General features: G+C 42.8%; 17 protein-coding genes and 1 pseudogene. 12 read left to right on the top strand and 6 right to left on the bottom strand.

Features of this window, described 5'->3' with window-relative positions:
- The first annotated feature begins 3 nt into the window (after window positions 1-3).
- The 8 genes from mrdA (at window position 4) to QI63_RS13475 (ending at window position 8,014) form a co-directional block, all read left to right on the top strand.
- Window positions 4-1,857 (top strand): penicillin-binding protein 2, encoded by a 1,854-nt coding sequence (mrdA, locus tag QI63_RS10235; RefSeq protein ID WP_044016096.1) that lies wholly within the window; start codon window positions 4-6, stop codon window positions 1,855-1,857.
- Window positions 1,854-3,155 (top strand): rod shape-determining protein RodA, encoded by a 1,302-nt coding sequence (rodA, locus tag QI63_RS10240; protein WP_044016098.1) that lies wholly within the window; start codon window positions 1,854-1,856, stop codon window positions 3,153-3,155. Before mrdA ends, rodA begins: the two co-directional genes overlap by 4 nt.
- 69 nt (window positions 3,156-3,224) lie before the next feature.
- Window positions 3,225-3,914 (top strand): late competence development ComFB family protein, encoded by a 690-nt coding sequence (locus tag QI63_RS10245; protein WP_044016100.1) that lies wholly within the window; start codon window positions 3,225-3,227, stop codon window positions 3,912-3,914.
- 63 nt (window positions 3,915-3,977) lie between these two features.
- Window positions 3,978-4,613, top strand: coding sequence for an adenylate kinase (locus QI63_RS10250; RefSeq protein WP_044016103.1), 636 nt, complete (start codon window positions 3,978-3,980; stop codon window positions 4,611-4,613).
- A gap of 13 nt (window positions 4,614-4,626) precedes the next feature.
- Window positions 4,627-5,997 (top strand): tRNA uridine-5-carboxymethylaminomethyl(34) synthesis GTPase MnmE, encoded by a 1,371-nt coding sequence (gene mnmE / locus QI63_RS10255; protein WP_044016106.1) that lies wholly within the window; start codon window positions 4,627-4,629, stop codon window positions 5,995-5,997.
- A gap of 16 nt (window positions 5,998-6,013) precedes the next feature.
- Window positions 6,014-6,709, top strand: a complete 696-nt coding sequence (locus tag QI63_RS10260) for an ABC transporter ATP-binding protein (protein WP_044016108.1) — start codon at window positions 6,014-6,016, stop codon at window positions 6,707-6,709.
- An 11-nt stretch (window positions 6,710-6,720) separates the two neighbouring features.
- Window positions 6,721-7,545, top strand: a complete 825-nt coding sequence (locus QI63_RS10265) for a hypothetical protein (protein WP_044016110.1) — start codon at window positions 6,721-6,723, stop codon at window positions 7,543-7,545.
- Window positions 7,546-7,615: 70 nt separating this feature from the next.
- A complete protein-coding gene (locus QI63_RS13475; RefSeq protein ID WP_304413153.1) occupies window positions 7,616-8,014 on the top strand; it encodes a CC/Se motif family (seleno)protein in 399 nt (132 codons plus the stop codon).
- Between the two features lie 28 nt (window positions 8,015-8,042).
- Here the strand turns inward: QI63_RS13475 and QI63_RS10275 are convergent, their stop codons facing one another.
- The 6 genes and pseudogenes from QI63_RS10275 to QI63_RS13455 form a co-directional block, all read right to left on the bottom strand.
- The gene (locus QI63_RS10275) at window positions 8,043-8,729 is read right to left on the bottom strand and encodes a GTP pyrophosphokinase (protein WP_052185544.1); all 687 of its coding nucleotides are present in this window, start codon (window positions 8,727-8,729) and stop codon (window positions 8,043-8,045) included.
- 126 nt (window positions 8,730-8,855) lie between these two features.
- The gene (locus QI63_RS10280; protein WP_044016114.1) at window positions 8,856-10,613 is read right to left on the bottom strand and encodes an ABC transporter ATP-binding protein; all 1,758 of its coding nucleotides are present in this window, start codon (window positions 10,611-10,613) and stop codon (window positions 8,856-8,858) included.
- A 4-nt stretch (window positions 10,614-10,617) separates the two neighbouring features.
- Window positions 10,618-11,049 (bottom strand): GNAT family N-acetyltransferase, encoded by a 432-nt coding sequence (locus QI63_RS10285; protein ID WP_044016116.1) that lies wholly within the window; start codon window positions 11,047-11,049, stop codon window positions 10,618-10,620.
- Between the two features lie 20 nt (window positions 11,050-11,069).
- Complete coding sequence (locus tag QI63_RS10290) at window positions 11,070-12,851, bottom strand: ABC transporter ATP-binding protein (RefSeq protein ID WP_044016118.1); 1,782 nt, start codon at window positions 12,849-12,851, stop codon at window positions 11,070-11,072.
- A gap of 65 nt (window positions 12,852-12,916) precedes the next feature.
- Window positions 12,917-13,363 (bottom strand): hypothetical protein, encoded by a 447-nt coding sequence (locus QI63_RS10295; protein WP_235619692.1) that lies wholly within the window; start codon window positions 13,361-13,363, stop codon window positions 12,917-12,919.
- Between the two features lie 42 nt (window positions 13,364-13,405).
- Window positions 13,406-13,597: pseudogene (locus tag QI63_RS13455) on the bottom strand (TetR/AcrR family transcriptional regulator); the annotation flags it as partial.
- A gap of 221 nt (window positions 13,598-13,818) precedes the next feature.
- Between QI63_RS13455 and QI63_RS10300 the strand changes: the two are divergent.
- The 4 genes from QI63_RS10300 (at window position 13,819) to QI63_RS10315 (ending at window position 16,124) form a co-directional block, all read left to right on the top strand.
- Window positions 13,819-14,151, top strand: a complete 333-nt coding sequence (locus QI63_RS10300; RefSeq protein WP_044016121.1) for a hypothetical protein — start codon at window positions 13,819-13,821, stop codon at window positions 14,149-14,151.
- 354 nt (window positions 14,152-14,505) lie between these two features.
- The gene (locus QI63_RS10305) at window positions 14,506-15,072 is read left to right on the top strand and encodes a TetR/AcrR family transcriptional regulator (RefSeq protein ID WP_044016123.1); all 567 of its coding nucleotides are present in this window, start codon (window positions 14,506-14,508) and stop codon (window positions 15,070-15,072) included.
- A gap of 39 nt (window positions 15,073-15,111) precedes the next feature.
- Entirely contained in the window at window positions 15,112-15,639 is a 528-nt protein-coding gene (locus QI63_RS10310) for a flavin reductase (protein ID WP_044016125.1), read from the top strand.
- A 137-nt stretch (window positions 15,640-15,776) separates the two neighbouring features.
- Window positions 15,777-16,124 (top strand): hypothetical protein, encoded by a 348-nt coding sequence (locus tag QI63_RS10315; RefSeq protein ID WP_044016128.1) that lies wholly within the window; start codon window positions 15,777-15,779, stop codon window positions 16,122-16,124.
- Window positions 16,125-16,130: the final 6 nt, after the last annotated feature.

Genomic DNA, 16,130 nt, shown 5'->3' on the forward strand with positions numbered 1-16,130 from the left:
TCCATGTATGAGCAGGATTTTCAACAAGTTGATAAACGGCTGAAATTTTTTAGTGTTTTTGTTTTCTGTATTTTAGTGATATATCTGTTTCGATTGTTTACGATGCAGATCGTTCAAGGTGATCAGTTTAGAAGACAGTCTCAGACAATATCTCAGCGTTCCGAACGTATTCCCGCACAGCGTGGAGAAATATTTGACCGTAATGCAAACGTCCCGATGGTACTTAGTACCAACACCTTTGCCGTGTCGGTAACTCCGGGAGAAATTCCGAAAAAGTCATTTTCAACGGTTATGGTGCGTCTTGCAAATATTTTGCGGATTCCCGTTGTAGAGATCGAAAAAAAATTGCCGGCGAAGCGTAATTCCTTTCAAAGTATCGAGATAAGGTCTAACCTTCCTTATGAAGTCATTACGTCTCTTGCAGAAAATATCGATGAATTGCCGGGAGTTTCGTGGCATTCAAAACCGGTGCGCAACTATGTTGAGACGGGATCGTTTTCTCATATTCTCGGCTATGTCGGTGATATAACAAAAGAAGAACTCAAGGAGTTGTATAACAAGGGCTATACGGCAAATACTTCAATCGGTAAGGCCGGTATCGAAAAATACTATGATGAGTGGTTACGCGGAGAGGACGGCAGCGAATATCGCACAGTTGACGCAAGCGGGCGGTTAATTGAGAGCAACACCGCATTTATTCCTCCTAAAATGGGAAATAATCTTATTTTAACCATCGACCGGAAAATTCAAAAGCTTGCGGAAAATGCGCTTGGTCAGCGTATCGGTGCTGCCGTAGTACTAAAGCCGGCAACAGGAGAAATCCTTGCGCTTGTTTCGTATCCATCCTTTGATTCCAATCTTTTTTTGAATGATAATGGGAATGAAATGTATGCGCAGGTCTTGCATGATCCCCGTAATCCGCTGTTGAACAGGGCGGTGAATGCAAGCTATCCTCCGGCTTCGACTTTTAAAATCGCTATGTCTACTGCAATTCTGGCGGAAAAAGCGTTTCCTCCCGAAAAAAAAGTGCAGTGTTCCGGTAAAGTAGAATACGGTAATCACTTATTCCGTTGCCATCAACGTGCCGGACACGGGTATCTTGATTTAAGGAATGCATTGGCACAGTCTTGCGATATTTATTATTGGACGGTATGCCGTGATAACCTCGGCATCGATAAGATGGTCGATTATGTCCGCGATTTCGGATACGGTAAGTCTGCCGAAATCGATTTACCGAGCCAAGCAGTTGGCCAAGTGCCTAATCCCGTATGGAAGGAACGTCAATTCCATGAAAAATGGCTTGGCGGGGATACGATGAATATGTCGATCGGACAGGGATTTATGCTTGCTTCGCCCTTACAAGTTGCAAATATGGTAGCAATGGTTGTTAACAACGGAGTAATCTATAAACCGCATTTGTTAAAAGAAGTCAGAGCACCCGGTACTAACGAACTTATATATGAAAAGAAACCGGAGATATTGCAGCAAAGTGATATTCCTCCCGATATATTCGCTCAGGTGCGGGCAGATATGCGGTACACCATTACGGATGGAACGGCTCAATACCCAATGCGTAATAAAATCGTGCAGCTTGCCGGAAAAACCGGTACTGCAGAAGTAGGCTTCTCCGATCGATGGCATTCATGGATGGTTGCTTATGGGCCTTACAATGCTCCGGCAGAAGACGCTGTTATAGTCGTTGTATTGGTTGAAGCCCAGAATAAATGGGAGTGGTGGGCACCCTATGCTACAAATATTATCTTTCAGGGTATCTTTGCGGATCAAACATATGAAGAAGCTCTTGAAGCTCTCGGCGGTAAGAGCTTTTTACCGGCTGTAAGGGTAAGGCAAGAATGAATCTGAGACATATTACTAATTTTGATTATGTACTGTTTTTAGCTGTAATCAGCTTGTCGGTTATCGGCATCCTCTTTATCTATTCTTCCGGAGTTAATTCCGATGGTATATCGATTTCGCATGAATATATTAAACAGCTCATTTGGGTTGTGTCGGGATTGATTTTACTGTTTGCGGTAGCGGTATACGATTATACTAAAATCGCCGATCGTGCTTTATTGATTTATATTATTACAATGCTCTTATTGGTGTATACAAGATTGTTCGGAAAAACCGTTAAAGGAGCACGGAGCTGGATCGGAATCGGAGATTTCGGTATACAAATTTCCGAATTTACAAAAATTATTTATATTTTATTTCTTGCTTGGTATCTATCAAGATCTCAGAATGAACCCGAATTCCGCCGGTTTGTCAAGGCTGCGATTATTATGTTTGTACCGATGGGATTGATACTCCTGCAGCCCGATCTTGGAACGGCTTCCGTATATCTTCCCATTTTTTTAATCATGAGCTTTATAGCCGGTTTCCCGCTTCGGTATGTGTTTGGTTTATTGGGTACAACGGTCTGTACGCTCATTTTTACGCTACTGCCCCTTTGGGAACGGACTATTTTACGCAAATCTTCTTTCGCAGTTAAAGTATTAGGTAATAAAAATATTACCTTGTTGATTATTTTTTCCGTTGTCGGGGCAGGGATTATTGCTGCAATCGGATATCTTCTGTTGAAAAAGCGGTATTATTACTGGATTGGTTATGTATTGGGCATTATCGCCGTTGCTTTATCCGGTGCATTGGTTGGGAGCAGAGTATTAAAAGATTACCAGATGAAGCGTTTGATCATCTTTTTGGATCCCAATAGCGATCCGCGTGGTGCAGGTTGGCATATCCTCCAATCGATGACGGCAATCGGTTCGGGAGGGCGATCCGGTTTAGGTTTTCTAAAAGGAACGCAAAGCCATTACCGCTTTTTGCCGGAACAGAGTACCGATTTTATTTTCAGTATTCTATCGGAAGAGTGGGGGTTCCTCGGCGGACTTTTGGTCTTTGGACTTTATGCAATCATTTTTTTACGGATGATTCTTATCATTCAAAAAACAAGTGATTTATTCGGAAAACTCATTGTCTCCGGTGTTGTGGGGATGTTCTTTTTTCACTTTGTTGTCAATATTGGGATGGTGATGGGATTTATGCCGATTACCGGTATTCCGCTGTTATTTCTGTCGTATGGAGGTTCTTCTTTGTGGACCGCGATGATTGCTACAGGACTTGTAATGGGAATCAGTCTGAGACAACTGTAAAAAACTATTATGAAGCAGCTTGCAAAATCTATAATGTTGCGTTACACTGATTAAATAGGAGCCTTCGTAATGACAATACATAACCTTATGGAAGATTTCGTATACAACGAAGTGAATAAAGTTTTCGATGCTGCAAAAGAAAAGAATGAATCATGGTTTACTTGTAATTGTATGCAATGCCGTTTGGATACGGTTTGTTATGTTTTGAACCGGATTAAACCGCGGTATACGACTTCCGGTAGAGGTATGGCGCATTTTTTGCAGATTGATCAGTCGGAAAAAAATCAGCTGCTTGCCGATGTTTCAGCGTTGGCGTTTGAAGGTATGAAAACTGTTTTGAGTACCAAGCGTTCCCATACGTCCTCTGAACAAGTCCTGCCTTCCGGTCATGTATTTAATTTTCCAACCATCACGGGGCGAGTCTTGGACGGTCAAACATTTGCTCCCGTTTCCGATTTACCTGTCGCTTTATATCTGGAAAACACCTTGGTTGCACAGATGAATCATCTGTGGGATAATCCGTATACGATTTCTCATAAGACGCCCGGCACGTATACGTTTTGGCCGTTTCCCGTACTTGCATCGGAATTAGGTGAAAAGCGTATTTTTAACTTTTATATTCATGCTGATAAGGATGGATATGATCCTATTCACTACCATTTTAAACTCGGTTTAATGAGTGATGCAAGTGTAAAGCGGGATCTTGATGTTGAAAGCTGTCATACTTTACCCGATTTATATCTTTTTAGCAGAGTATAGGAAGCCTCTAAAGACCTCTGTTTTTTAGAGATGCCCTATAACAACTTCGTTTAGAGGTTATATATGAAATTGGTTTTTTTAGGTCCTCCGGGGGCCGGAAAGGGAACATTGGCGTTGGAGGCTGCAAAATATTACGGTATTCCTCATATTTCTACGGGATCTATGTTCCGTGTTGCTATCAAGAATCATACTCCATTAGGGGAAAAAATTCAGAAGATTATCGATTCCGGTGCGCTTGTTGATGATGAAACAACGGCTGCTTTGGTAAAAGAGCGCCTTACTCATGATGATGCGCGTAACGGTTTTATTTTAGACGGTTTCCCGCGTACAATCGCACAGGCGGAAATTTTGGAAGATTTTTGCAGGCTCGATGCTGTCATCAATTTTGATATTTCGGATGAAGCAGTAATAACACGGCTGTCAGGCAGGCGGCTGTGCCCCTCATGCGGTAAGAACTTTCATATTGAGTTTATGAAACCACAGGTCGAAGGTGTTTGCGACAATTGCCGCGGTACACTGGTTATCCGCGAGGATGATAAAATAGAAGCAATTGTAAAGCGGCTTGAAACCTATCGAGAGCAAACCTTTCCTTTAATAGAGTTTTATCAAAATAAAAAACTGCTCATAACCTTGGATGCACAACCTGCTCCGGCAGTTATTTTGGAAAACTTTGTTAAACTCTTTCCTCTCAAGCACTAAAGGATGTCGCTTTTTGAATTATACGCTTGATGACGAAATTGCCGCTATTGCAACAGCATTGGCGCCCGCAGCACTCGGTATTGTGCGGACATCGGGAACTCGAAGCCTTGAGCTTATTTCCCGTTTTTTTTCCCGTCCGCAGGCATTGTTGCAGGCAGAGGGGCATACGCTGGTATACGGGTGGATACACGATGAGGGGGTGAAAGTCGATGAGGTTGTCCTCTGCGTGTATCGTGCTCCGAAAAGCAATACCGGTGAAAATGCCGTTGAAATCCTCTGTCACGGCGGGGCAGGTGTAGTAAAAGCGATTTATCGTCTCTGCATCAAAAACGGCTTCCGTGAAGCGGAGCGAGGCGAGTTCACCTTTCGTTCGTTTATACACGGCAAAACGGATTTAACCCGCGCGGAAGCGGTGCGGGAAATTATCGATTCAAAAACAAATACGGCGCAGCAAAAGGCTGCCGGCCGGCTTTCCGGTACCGTATTCCGTGAAATTGAAACAATCAAAACAGATTTAATGACAGCTCTTGCCGCTCTTGAAGTGGGCATCGAATATCCCGAAGATGAGGAAACGATTGCAGACAGTTTTAACGAAGCACTTCTGAAAAAACCTCTTTCGGCCTTGCAGCAGCTCGCCGATTCGTGGCAAACGGAAAAAATATATCAGGCAGGTGTGCGCCTTGTGCTTGCAGGCAAAACAAACGCAGGAAAATCTTCTCTTTTTAATGCGCTGTTAAAAGAAGATCGCGCTATCGTGTCTGATATTCACGGAACAACCCGTGATTGGCTTGAAGCTGAACTCGATTTTAAAGGTATTCCTGCACATATTTTCGACACTGCCGGTCTCCGCGCTACGGAAGATACAATCGAAGCGATAGGCGTGCAGCGCAGCGTTGAACTGGCATCGGCAGCCGACATTGTGCTGTATCTGATTGACGGGACAAAGCCGCCGGCCGAAGAAGATAGTGCGTTTATCGAACGGAATACCGTGCCGCTGATTATCGTGCAAACCAAGGCGGATAAGGGGCAAACGGAACCATTGCCGGCGGCTTTGCAGCGGTATCCCGCCGTGAGTTTGAGCTCGAAAACGGGAGCCGGTCTCGATACGCTGATCGATACGGTTGCCGGGCTCGTTACGGCGGATACCGCGCTGCCGATGCAGGACGCAGGCATCTCGCTCGGGACGGAGCGGCAAAAGGAAGCGGTAACCGCCGCGCTTGAAGCAGCACACCACGCACTTGAAGCAGGGCACAGCGGATATCCGCTCGATGCCGTCATTCAGGATGTGGAAGAGGCGGTGCATGCGCTTGGAAGCGTTACCGGCGAAGTGCACTCCGATGATATCTTAGATAAAATATTCTCAGGCTTTTGCGTGGGCAAATAAGAAGGGAGTTTACAATATGAGTGTTATTTTAGAGGTAGACGGGCTAAAGAAATCCTATTTTACCAAACCTGTCTTGAATGGTATTTCTTTGGCGATAGAAGAAGGTTCGATACTCGGGTTGCTTGGTCCGAACGGTTCGGGTAAAACTACTTTTTTGAAGATTATTGCAGGATTGCTTCATGCAACCTCCGGCGATGTTCGGGTGTGCGGTCAACCGATTGGGCTTGAAACAAAGCGTATGGTTTCGTTTTTACCCGACCGGAATTGCTTGTATCCGCGGATGACTGCACTCGATGTTATTCAGTTTTATCAGGATTTTTTTGATGACTTTGACCGGAATAAAGCCTTGGAATTGCTTGAATTCATGGAACTCGAGCAAAAGCAAACGATTAAAACAATGTCGAAAGGTATGATCGAAAAGATGAATTTAACGCTCACTTTTTCGCGGACGGCAAAGCTGTTCGTGCTTGATGAGCCCTTAGGAGGCACCGATCCTGTTGCCCGTGAAAGGATTATCAAAACGATCATTAAAACATGGACGGAAAACAGTGCAATTATCATCAGTACCCATCTGGTTACGGATGTTGAGCATGTGTTTACCGATGTCGCTTTTTTGCGCAAAGGAACAATTGCCATGCAAGGCAATGCGGAACAACTAAGGGAAGCGCATCAAAAATCGATGTATCAGTTGTATCTCGAAATTTTCGGCTAAAGGGGAAAAAAATGAACCGGATTTTTAAATATACTTTTTTGCAGCGGCTGCCGAGTATTATTTTAAGCTGTGCCGTTATGGCATGTATGAGCGGTGTTGAGCTGCTCTTTTTAGCCTTTACTAAAAACATATTTAACGGGTTTTATATGTTATGGTTTGTACTTACCGTGATAGCCTTAACGGTAATTCCGCTCTTCCTATTTATTCGGTGCAGCAGCGGTTACGCACGGACATTACTATTTACCGATGAGAGCTATCTTATGCTGACACTGCCGGTTCGTACCGAATTTATATTACTCGGCAGAATACTATGCGGCCTTGCCGAATTGGTGATTTGTATGTTTGTCTCAGGAGCCTTTTTAATAGCAGTTGGAATAGGGTGGACATATCATTATATCGGTTTTACGAGTCAGCAGTTTTTTCGTGTTGCGGGAGATATTCTTACTCTTATTTTCCTTAAAAATTTTCCGCTCCTTGTTTTTATGCTGTTCGGCTCTTTAGTGTCATTCATATTTATTGGAAATGTTGCGCTTGCCGTTCAAACGGTGATGCGTTCCTTTAATATTAAACGGATGCGGGGAGTCTGGACCGTAGGCTTTATTCTTATTTTTACCGGTACACTCTTTTTGACCGGCAGAGTTGAGGCAATGGTCGGACGGGCGTTAGGCTCCTATTGTCCCATTACCGTATCCGGTATTAAGTATACAGCACAGGTCGCATCATATCCGAGTATGGTTGTTAACGTCCCTATCGTTTCGACGTTCATTTCATTGGGGATAGGCATCGCATGTTTTTTTGCTTCGGCATGGCTTCTAAAAAGAAAGGTTGAGGTATAAACAGAGGCGGTGATTCTGGTTTAGAGGAGTTAACGATGATAATATATAAAAAAATTTTTCGTATGTAGGTTTGGTTTTGCTGATATTAGGCTGTATTGCATGTAAACGTGAGGCACGGCAAGATACCGCTCAAACTTGTACGGCGGATAAACGTACACAAACCGCTGTATGGGCCGAAAGGCCTGTTGCGCATGTGGTGATTGACGATAAAGCACATGCAGCGCTGAGTAAGCAAAAAGCGACTGCGGTGTATTGTATCGCGATGGGCGCATCGTGAGGCGGTACTATTGTAGATCCGACCGTGCTTGTCGGAATGCCGAAAGACCTTAATAACTATGATAAATTTGAAGTAAACGGAATCGATGTGTATATCAGCAAAGGGACCAATACGCTTGACGGTATTGTAACGATCACAGCAGAAAATGCATTTTGGCAAGAAGTGTTTATTGCAAAAGGAATAGCACAATAGGAAATGTCAGTATAAACGCATCGGACTGTTAGGCTAGCGGACGATCCTGTTCTTCTTGTATTTCTATTTCTCTGCTGATATCTTCCAATTCCGTTGCAATCAGGTTGATGTTTTCCGCACAGAGCCGGAGCTTTTCCGTAATTTGAGCGGTGTTACGGTCGATCTCTTTTTTATAATATATCTTATGCTCGACACTTGCCCAAAAGTCCATCGCGATTGTACGGAATTGTACTTCTACCTGCATATACTTTTTCCCTTCTGCGAAGAAAACGGGAATTTCGACAATCAGATGCAGGCTGCGGTACCCGTTCGGTTTTGGATTTTTAATGTAATCTTTGCGGGCAAGCAGTTTTATATCATCTTGTGCACATAATTTATCGGCAAGGATATAGATGTCCTTTTGAAACGTGCAGATAACCCGAATGCCCGCCACATCATGTAAATGACGTTCGATATTTTCGAGCGATACATCCAGTCCCATCTTTTTTAATTTGCCGAGAATACTGATCGGTTTTTTGATTCTACAGGTGATGGATTCAAAAGGATTACGGTCTTGATCCATCGACAGCTCAGTATTAAGGACTTCCAGTTTTGTTTGAACCTCTCGCATAGCACAGCGATACTGCATCATCAGATGGGCAAACGGGTATGCCGCTTCCAATAGCTCTTCGGGTTTGTCGCTATTCAACAATTCTTTAACTGTAACACTTGTCAATATATACCTCACACTTCCGTCAAAATTTCGTACAGCCGGATAATTCAGTCAATGTATAATTGGTAATGTTGTACACTTAAGGATTGCACTAATTACCAATTACACATTAGAACATTATCAATTATTTTACACCTTCCATGCAGCAGCGGTTTCCCGCATACCGACAAAGCGTGCATAAATACCGTCTTGCTGCACGAGTTCGGCATGGGTGCCGTGCTGGACGATACTGCCCTTGTCCATGACGAATATTTGATCGGCATTTTTGATAGTTGAAAGCCGGTGTGCGATGATGATTGCGGTTTTGTTTTTCAGCAATTCATCAAGGGCGCTCATCAGTTTTTCTTCATTTTCGGGATCGACACTGGAAGTCGCTTCGTCGAGGATGACAATGGAACTCGGCTTGAGCATTGCACGTGCAATGGAAATACGCTGGCGCTCCCCGCCTGAAAGATTGCTGCCGCCTTCCTGCAGTACGGTATCGTAACCGTTCGGCAGTTCCATAATAAAGTCGTGACACTGCGCTGCTTTTGCTGCTGCAATAACTTCTTCATCGGTTGCATCCGGTTTTCCGAATTTGATGTTGTTTTTTATTGTATCTTCAAAGAGATAGACATCTTGGAATACAAACGTAAAGTTTGATAAAAACGCATCGTACGCAAAGTCTTTTATATTGGTATCGCCGAGTTTTATTTCCCCTGAATTGACATCCCAAAAGCGGGCAATCAGCTGACACAAACTGGTCTTTCCCGAACCGGAATACCCGACCAAGGCTGTTACGCTGTTTTTCGGAATACTCATATCCACATTGCGGAAAAGTTTTTCTTCCGGCTGCTCATTTCCGCCGTAGCCGAAGGTAATATTTTTGACAGTGATATCGTCATTTCCCTGCGGCAGGAGCGAACCTTCCGGTAAGGCTTGAATATTTTTAACCGTAAACAGCGTATCCAAATTCTGTACCGCAACACCGCGCATCCGCTGCATCGTACCGGCTATTTCAAATCCGCCGAATACCACAAAGCTCGCAACAATCAGCATCAGCGTTTTTTCCACATCGATCGCCCCAGCTGAATACCGATATAAGGCGCTTACAATAATTGCGGTTGTCCCCAGTTTTAGCAGGAGCGAAAAAACCAGCAATGAAGGCATGAGCGTTTTTTCTACCGCAAAGAAACCGGTTTTGCTTTTTTTAATACTCTCCGTTACGTTTTTTATCGCTTCGCTTGTTCTTCCGAATGCCTTGACCACACCGATTCCCTGCACATACTCCAGAACATCGGTATGCAGTTGCAGCTTCAGCTCCGTCAGTTTTGTCGTTACCGCATCGGTCTTCTTTTGGAATAGATTGTTGAATACAATCGCCACGACAAGGGTAATAAAGATGATACAGCCGGTCGTCATATCATAAGGGAATACAAACAGCGCCATGATCACCGTTTGAATACCGCCTGCAAACATCATTTCGAGAATCATCATATTGATGGTTTCAACATCGGTGATCACCGTTGTCAACGCTCCCGAAATATCGCCGAGTTTACTTTCGGAAAAATATCCCATGTGTACGTTTTTCAGTTTATCTCCGATGACAAGCCGGTTCTCCGCTCCCATCGTATACGAGGCGATATTTTTATTGCGGTCGGAAATATAGCCGAAAATAATTTTTCCCGTAAGGCTGACAAGCATAATGCAGAACACCGTGATAATATTGCTCCGTGTAACCGGCTGTGATTGAAACACCGCACGGCTCAACGTTAGCAAAAAATATCCAAGTCCGCCGAGGGTAAAACCTTCGAATATGCTTTTGAGCATATCGCAAATAAACATCGTTGTTATACGCTTTGATTGCTTCCCCGCAATCGCGTAAATCTTCTTCAATAAATCAAACATAGTTTTACCATTCCTTTATAAAGCGTTTTTGCAGCTTGGTACATTTGTAGCCACAGTGTTCATAAAACGCATGGGCTTCCGTGCGGTGCTCACCGGAGTTGAGGCGGATAAAGCGGTAGTGCCGCGCAGCAGCTTCTGCTTCTACAGCACCCAACAGCTGTTTGCCGATACCTTTGTGCTGGTGTTCGGAACTGACTGCCAATTCTAAAATGTTGAACCCCGCTTCTTCAAACAGTAATTCATACGCTTCGGCATGAATAAAGCCTACCACCGTGTGCGTTTCATTATCTTCGTACACCCGTATAAAATGCCGGTTATCGGAGATGAGTTTTGCAATCTGCCGTTCGGTTACCGTTTCTGTTGTTTTATATCCAAGCGAAAATTCGCTGATATCACGAATAGCCTTTGCATCTGTTAGCTGTATAGTTCGTATCATGTATTTCTCCAATATAATTCTTAATTATCCCTGCTGCTGATATGAGACTGCCACATTTTTTGATAGAGCGGTGAACGTTGCAACAGCTCGGTATGCGTTCCCTCAGCGGCGATTTTTCCTTTATCCAGTACGATGATTTTATCGGCATTGACAATCGTGGAAAGCCGGTGCGCAATCATAATAACGGTCTTATTTTTTACGAGGTTATCGATGGACTGCTGGATAATGGCTTCGTTTTCCGGGTCGGAGTAGGCGGTTGCCTCGTCGAGTACCACAATGGGACTGTCTTTTAGTAAGGCACGGGCAATGGTGAGCCGCTGCCGCTCGCCGCCTGAAAACTTGCTGCCTGCGTTTCCCGCATTGGTGTCATACCCGTCGGGCAGGCTTTTGATAAAGTCGTGAATGCTGGCTTTTGTACAGGCGGCTTCGATTTCCGCATCGGTTGCATCTTCTTTTGCCATCTTGAGGTTTTCCCGAATGGTCTTATTGAACAAAAAGTTTTCCTGCGACACGTAGGTAACCAGCTGCATATTCCGTTCCAAGCTCATACTCCCGATATCAGCGCCGCCGATGGTGATGTGTCCGCTGTCGATATTCCAAAAGCCTGCCAGCAGTTTTGCAATGGTAGACTTACCGCTGCCGGAAGAGCCGACAATCGCGGTCAGCTCGCCTTCTTTGGCGGTAAAGTTCAATCCATCGAACACCTTTGTGCTGTCTTTGGCAGCTGCACCGTTTACCGCGCTGCCTGCCGCAGGATCCTTGGCAGCGGCACCGGCTGTTTCGCACAGCGCTCCGCCGTAGCCGAATACCACATTTTCAAAGCGCACATCAAAGCCGTGCGGTGCAGGGGCGGTGTCTTGCCGAACCAGCTCCGGTAAATCGAGTACCGACTGTATCTCACCGAACACAACACGCACATTCGCCATTGTGTCCATGTACGCCATTGCTTTAAGGAGCGGTTTATATGACGCATAAGAAAGCAGCACGCACATAATCAGCACCGGCAGTGTAATGCCGCCGGTCATAAACAGATACAAGCCGACCGGCAGTACGACAAGGAGCGTAGACGGCAGCACTTCCATCGCAGCGGTCATCGCAAAACACACGCTCAAATACCAGTCGAGCATTGAGTCCCGGTTATCCTCCACCGCTTTTTGGAATTTATCATACGATGATGCCGATTTGTTAAACGCCTTGATCACTTTTATCCCTTGAATATATTCGACCGCAGCGGCATTCATTTTTTTCGATGCTTCGATGTACCGTTTCGATTTTGCTTCATAGTCTTTCATCATCAGCATCGAAAAGAGCATACCGAGCGGCAGCGTTACGAGGTTTGCAAGAGCGATCTTCCAGTTCAGTATAAAAATGATAACGACAATAACAATCGGAATGATAACGTTGGCAAGTACTTCGGGGATAACGTGCGCAATCGGCTTTTCCATTTTATCCACCGTTTCTACCACAAACTGAGACCACTTGCCGCTGCTTTTTTCTTCTATCGTACCCATCGAAAGACGGCTTAATTTTTCCACCACCCGCTTCCGCGTATCTTCAATAATGCTGAATGCCAGATTGTGCGAACCAATGGTAGATACCGAATGTCCGATAATCGCCCCGGCAAAGCCTGCAAAAATAAGTCCTGCATACGGTAAGAAAATGCGGTAATCCGTTGCGCCGTTTATCAGCTGTGTCACAATAGATGCAACAGCAAAGTAGGGCACAATGCTGCACGCAACACCGATAATTGCGACAACCACCGAAAAGATGATTGCGCCGATATGCTTTTTTAAAATATCCATATATTCTCCTCTCTATAAAAAATCTAACCAGAGTTGTTAAAAGATGCCTACTATCTCCTGATAGATCAAAATCGCTGCCGTAGTTTTATTCTCCCATTACGGAACCCTAAAACCGCTTTCCACCCCGCCTCAAAAAAAGCGGCGAGCGTATGAGCATATTTTAATGCGGTTTCTTTTGGATAATTGTGCAACACAAGTTCGGCAAGGGAAGCATAATGCGCATGCACAAGGATATGCCATTCATCATCTTCCAAATCCCGAAAAGGAATACCCCGCCGCTTTAATTCGACAAGGAACTTTTTAGTTTCCCGCATTTCGGCACGTACCACCATATCTTGAAAATCTGCGTATTTTGTACCGGCTGAACACATCAGCAAAAGCTGAAATATTTCAAAATGTGCGTAGATATACTCGATCATGCTGCACAAGGTTTCTTCTTCATGTCTCCACAGCTGTAAAAGATCATCGTTTTTTACTAATGCGAACTGCTCCGCTGCGGCATCGTTATACATTTGAGAAATAGTTTGAAAAACCGGGTCTACTATGGCGCCGAAGAGCGCTTCCTTATCCGTAAAATGATTATAGAATGCGCCGTTGGTTACATGAGCTTCCTTGCAAATTTCCCGAATGCTTGCCCGCTCAAAGCCGAATGCTAAAAACTGCTCTTTTGCACATTGCAGCAGATTTTCGTGTGTTTGCTGAAAATTCCTTGGTATACAATCACCCTCCGTCTTACAGTTTAATATTACGGTGTAATATTAAACTGTAAGACGGAGTTTACTACAATCGGAAGAAATATGCAAGCATAGTGAAGATGTCAAGTGTAATTAAGATAAGCGGCTTACTACCGTATGAGGTAAAACTGAACTCCGTGTTCCTGATTCCGGGCACAGCATAAGAAGACCAGCGTATGATTATGTGCTGATGTTTAAGGTCATCATTTTGCAAAGACTGTACAACATAAGCGATGAACACTCCGGAATATCAGGTCAAAAAGCTTTGCAGACAACACAAAGAATTGACAGATGAAATCGTAGAACACATCAACCGCTTAATTCTCCATATGTTGGCAAAGTCTAATGTATATCCGAATCGCAACAGAGAGCATTTCAATCCTATTATGCGAACTGACTTTGAAAAGAAAATAGCTGAAAAACCGTACAAAGTTGTAATGTGTGCAATTATGAGAAAGATGGTTCAAATGATTTTTGCTGTTCTTAGAAACCAAAAATCATTTGAGTTAAGAACACCCGAAGAACATCAAAGACTAATTCGAGAAAACAATAAAATAGCTGCATAAATTGTTGACAATTAAGACTCAAAATAGAACTTTTATGAGGTCTATTTGTTATGCACTTTTTTAATTTTTCAGTAGCAAAAAATAATATTTGCCATTTTTTAAATTGATATTGACTTTCCTTAGTTTGTCTACAAAAGCTACAAAAGAATGATTTAGATAGCAAACATAAGCGTGTATATAATTTATTAATACATTATACCATAAATATAGAAAGATTTCTACATATGTCTTGACAACTAAGAATAAAATAATGGTTTATATTTTTTATCTATTGACAAGTTATTTATAGTCTGATATACTATGAATGAATACAACGAATTATTCATTCATAGTATAAAAAGGAGGTCTATTTAATTGGATAAAAAACAGGCATTAAAGACCGCAGCCTACGATGTATTCTCTAAAAAAGGATATAAGGCAACAGCAATTGCAGAAATTGCCGAGCAAGCCGGTGTAGCAGTTGGCTCTTTTTATAACTACTATGACAGTAAAGAAGCTATTTTTTTAGATGTTTATGTAGATGAGAATAATCGTGTACGTCAAGCAATGATAAACGAGCTGGATTGGCAAATGAATGATATGGTTGGACTTGTCAGTCAGATTTTCAGACGGTCACGAAGTTATGTTTCTTCCAATAAAATTCTTACGGAATGGTACAATCCTCTTATTTCTGATGAATTGCATAAATATTATTCTTCGGAAGAGGGCAAAGTTGCGAATCCCTTTCATCAGTTTTTAGTGGAGACCTTTACTAATCGTATGGTGGAAGAAGGATATTCTCAGAAAAAAATTCAAGAAATCTTGCAAGTTTATAATCTGTTCTACTATATGGATATGCACATCACAGAAAATGATTTTCCGGGAGTCAGTAAAACTGTTGAAATGCTTGCGACTTACTTCATTAAAGGCATTCTTAAATAACAAATATAATATAGGTGAATTGGAGAAAGAGGGATGTCCATGGAATTTAGAAAAAAAGGGTACAAACCGTTTGATATTTTTGACAGTGAATGGGCGGCAGTAACGGTAGGAAACAGGGAAAAGTTCAATGCCTGCCTTGTGTCATGGGGCAGCCTTGGAAATATCTGGGGAGCACCGGGAAAAAGTAAGGCGACTGTAACCCTATATATACACCCGTCAAGATATACAGCTGAGTTTATTGATGATAGTGAATACTTTACTGTAAGCTTTTTTGATCCGAAATATAAAAAGGCACTTGCATACCTTGGAAGTCATTCAGGAAGAAATGAAAATAAAATAGAAAATGCCGGACTTATGGCAATTCCTATAGGTAAGACCATGGGATTTAAAGAGGCAAAGCAGACTTTTTTATGTAAAAAGCTTTGTAAGCAACAGTTTGACAAGGAGAGTTTTGTACAGGAAATAAGGGATTACTATGAATCGTATCCGGATATCTATACTGATGGACATGGTGGCTGGGAACCTCATTTTATTCTTATAGGTGAGATAGAACAGATTATAGAGTAAATGGATATGCTATATTTGATACTATTTAATGGAAAGGACAAAATTTTTATAAAAAGAATTAATTTCTTTATTTTTTGGAAATATATGAATGAATTTATATTTTATTCATTCAATAATATAATAAAGGGGATGTTATCATGGACAAACAAGGAGTGAAAAAAATGAATGGATTAGGTATTACAGGAATTTCTCTTGCCGTTATTGGTATTTTGGTCATTATTGGGGGGGCTACACTACAACAGATTGATTTATCAAACCCTAATTTTATGTCCTTTGCGACTGGAGGTATGATTTTGCTGGCTATAGGGTTATGTATGATTGCCGGCTTGCCTGCCTTTCTGCAAATCGTAGGTATTTGGTTAGCGGCATTGACTACCATGATTTATATTTACAGTCTACCTGATACTGATTTGCTTATCAAACTGATTGGCTTTATTCCTGTTATTGCACTGGCTACTTGGCTATCCTTTAAATTTTGGAAATGAGGAAAA

It is taken from the genome of Treponema sp. OMZ 838 (assembly GCF_000775995.1).
In the GTDB taxonomy this organism is placed as follows: domain Bacteria; phylum Spirochaetota; class Spirochaetia; order Treponematales; family Treponemataceae; genus Treponema.

Coding starts and splice junctions, on each gene's coding strand:
- mrdA (WP_044016096.1), top strand. CDS start 4: ATGTATGAGCAGGATTTTCAACAAGTTGATAAACGGCTGAAATTTTTT.
- rodA (WP_044016098.1), top strand. CDS start 1,854: ATGAATCTGAGACATATTACTAATTTTGATTATGTACTGTTTTTAGCT.
- QI63_RS10245 (WP_044016100.1), top strand. CDS start 3,225: ATGACAATACATAACCTTATGGAAGATTTCGTATACAACGAAGTGAAT.
- QI63_RS10250 (WP_044016103.1), top strand. CDS start 3,978: ATGAAATTGGTTTTTTTAGGTCCTCCGGGGGCCGGAAAGGGAACATTG.
- QI63_RS10260 (WP_044016108.1), top strand. CDS start 6,014: ATGAGTGTTATTTTAGAGGTAGACGGGCTAAAGAAATCCTATTTTACC.
- QI63_RS10265 (WP_044016110.1), top strand. CDS start 6,721: ATGAACCGGATTTTTAAATATACTTTTTTGCAGCGGCTGCCGAGTATT.
- QI63_RS10280 (WP_044016114.1), bottom strand. CDS start 10,613: ATGTTTGATTTATTGAAGAAGATTTACGCGATTGCGGGGAAGCAATCA.
- QI63_RS10285 (WP_044016116.1), bottom strand. CDS start 11,049: ATGATACGAACTATACAGCTAACAGATGCAAAGGCTATTCGTGATATC.
- QI63_RS10290 (WP_044016118.1), bottom strand. CDS start 12,851: ATGGATATTTTAAAAAAGCATATCGGCGCAATCATCTTTTCGGTGGTT.
- QI63_RS10295 (WP_235619692.1), bottom strand. CDS start 13,363: ATGTATAACGATGCCGCAGCGGAGCAGTTCGCATTAGTAAAAAACGAT.
- QI63_RS10300 (WP_044016121.1), top strand. CDS start 13,819: ATGAACACTCCGGAATATCAGGTCAAAAAGCTTTGCAGACAACACAAA.
- QI63_RS10310 (WP_044016125.1), top strand. CDS start 15,112: ATGGAATTTAGAAAAAAAGGGTACAAACCGTTTGATATTTTTGACAGT.
- QI63_RS10315 (WP_044016128.1), top strand. CDS start 15,777: ATGGACAAACAAGGAGTGAAAAAAATGAATGGATTAGGTATTACAGGA.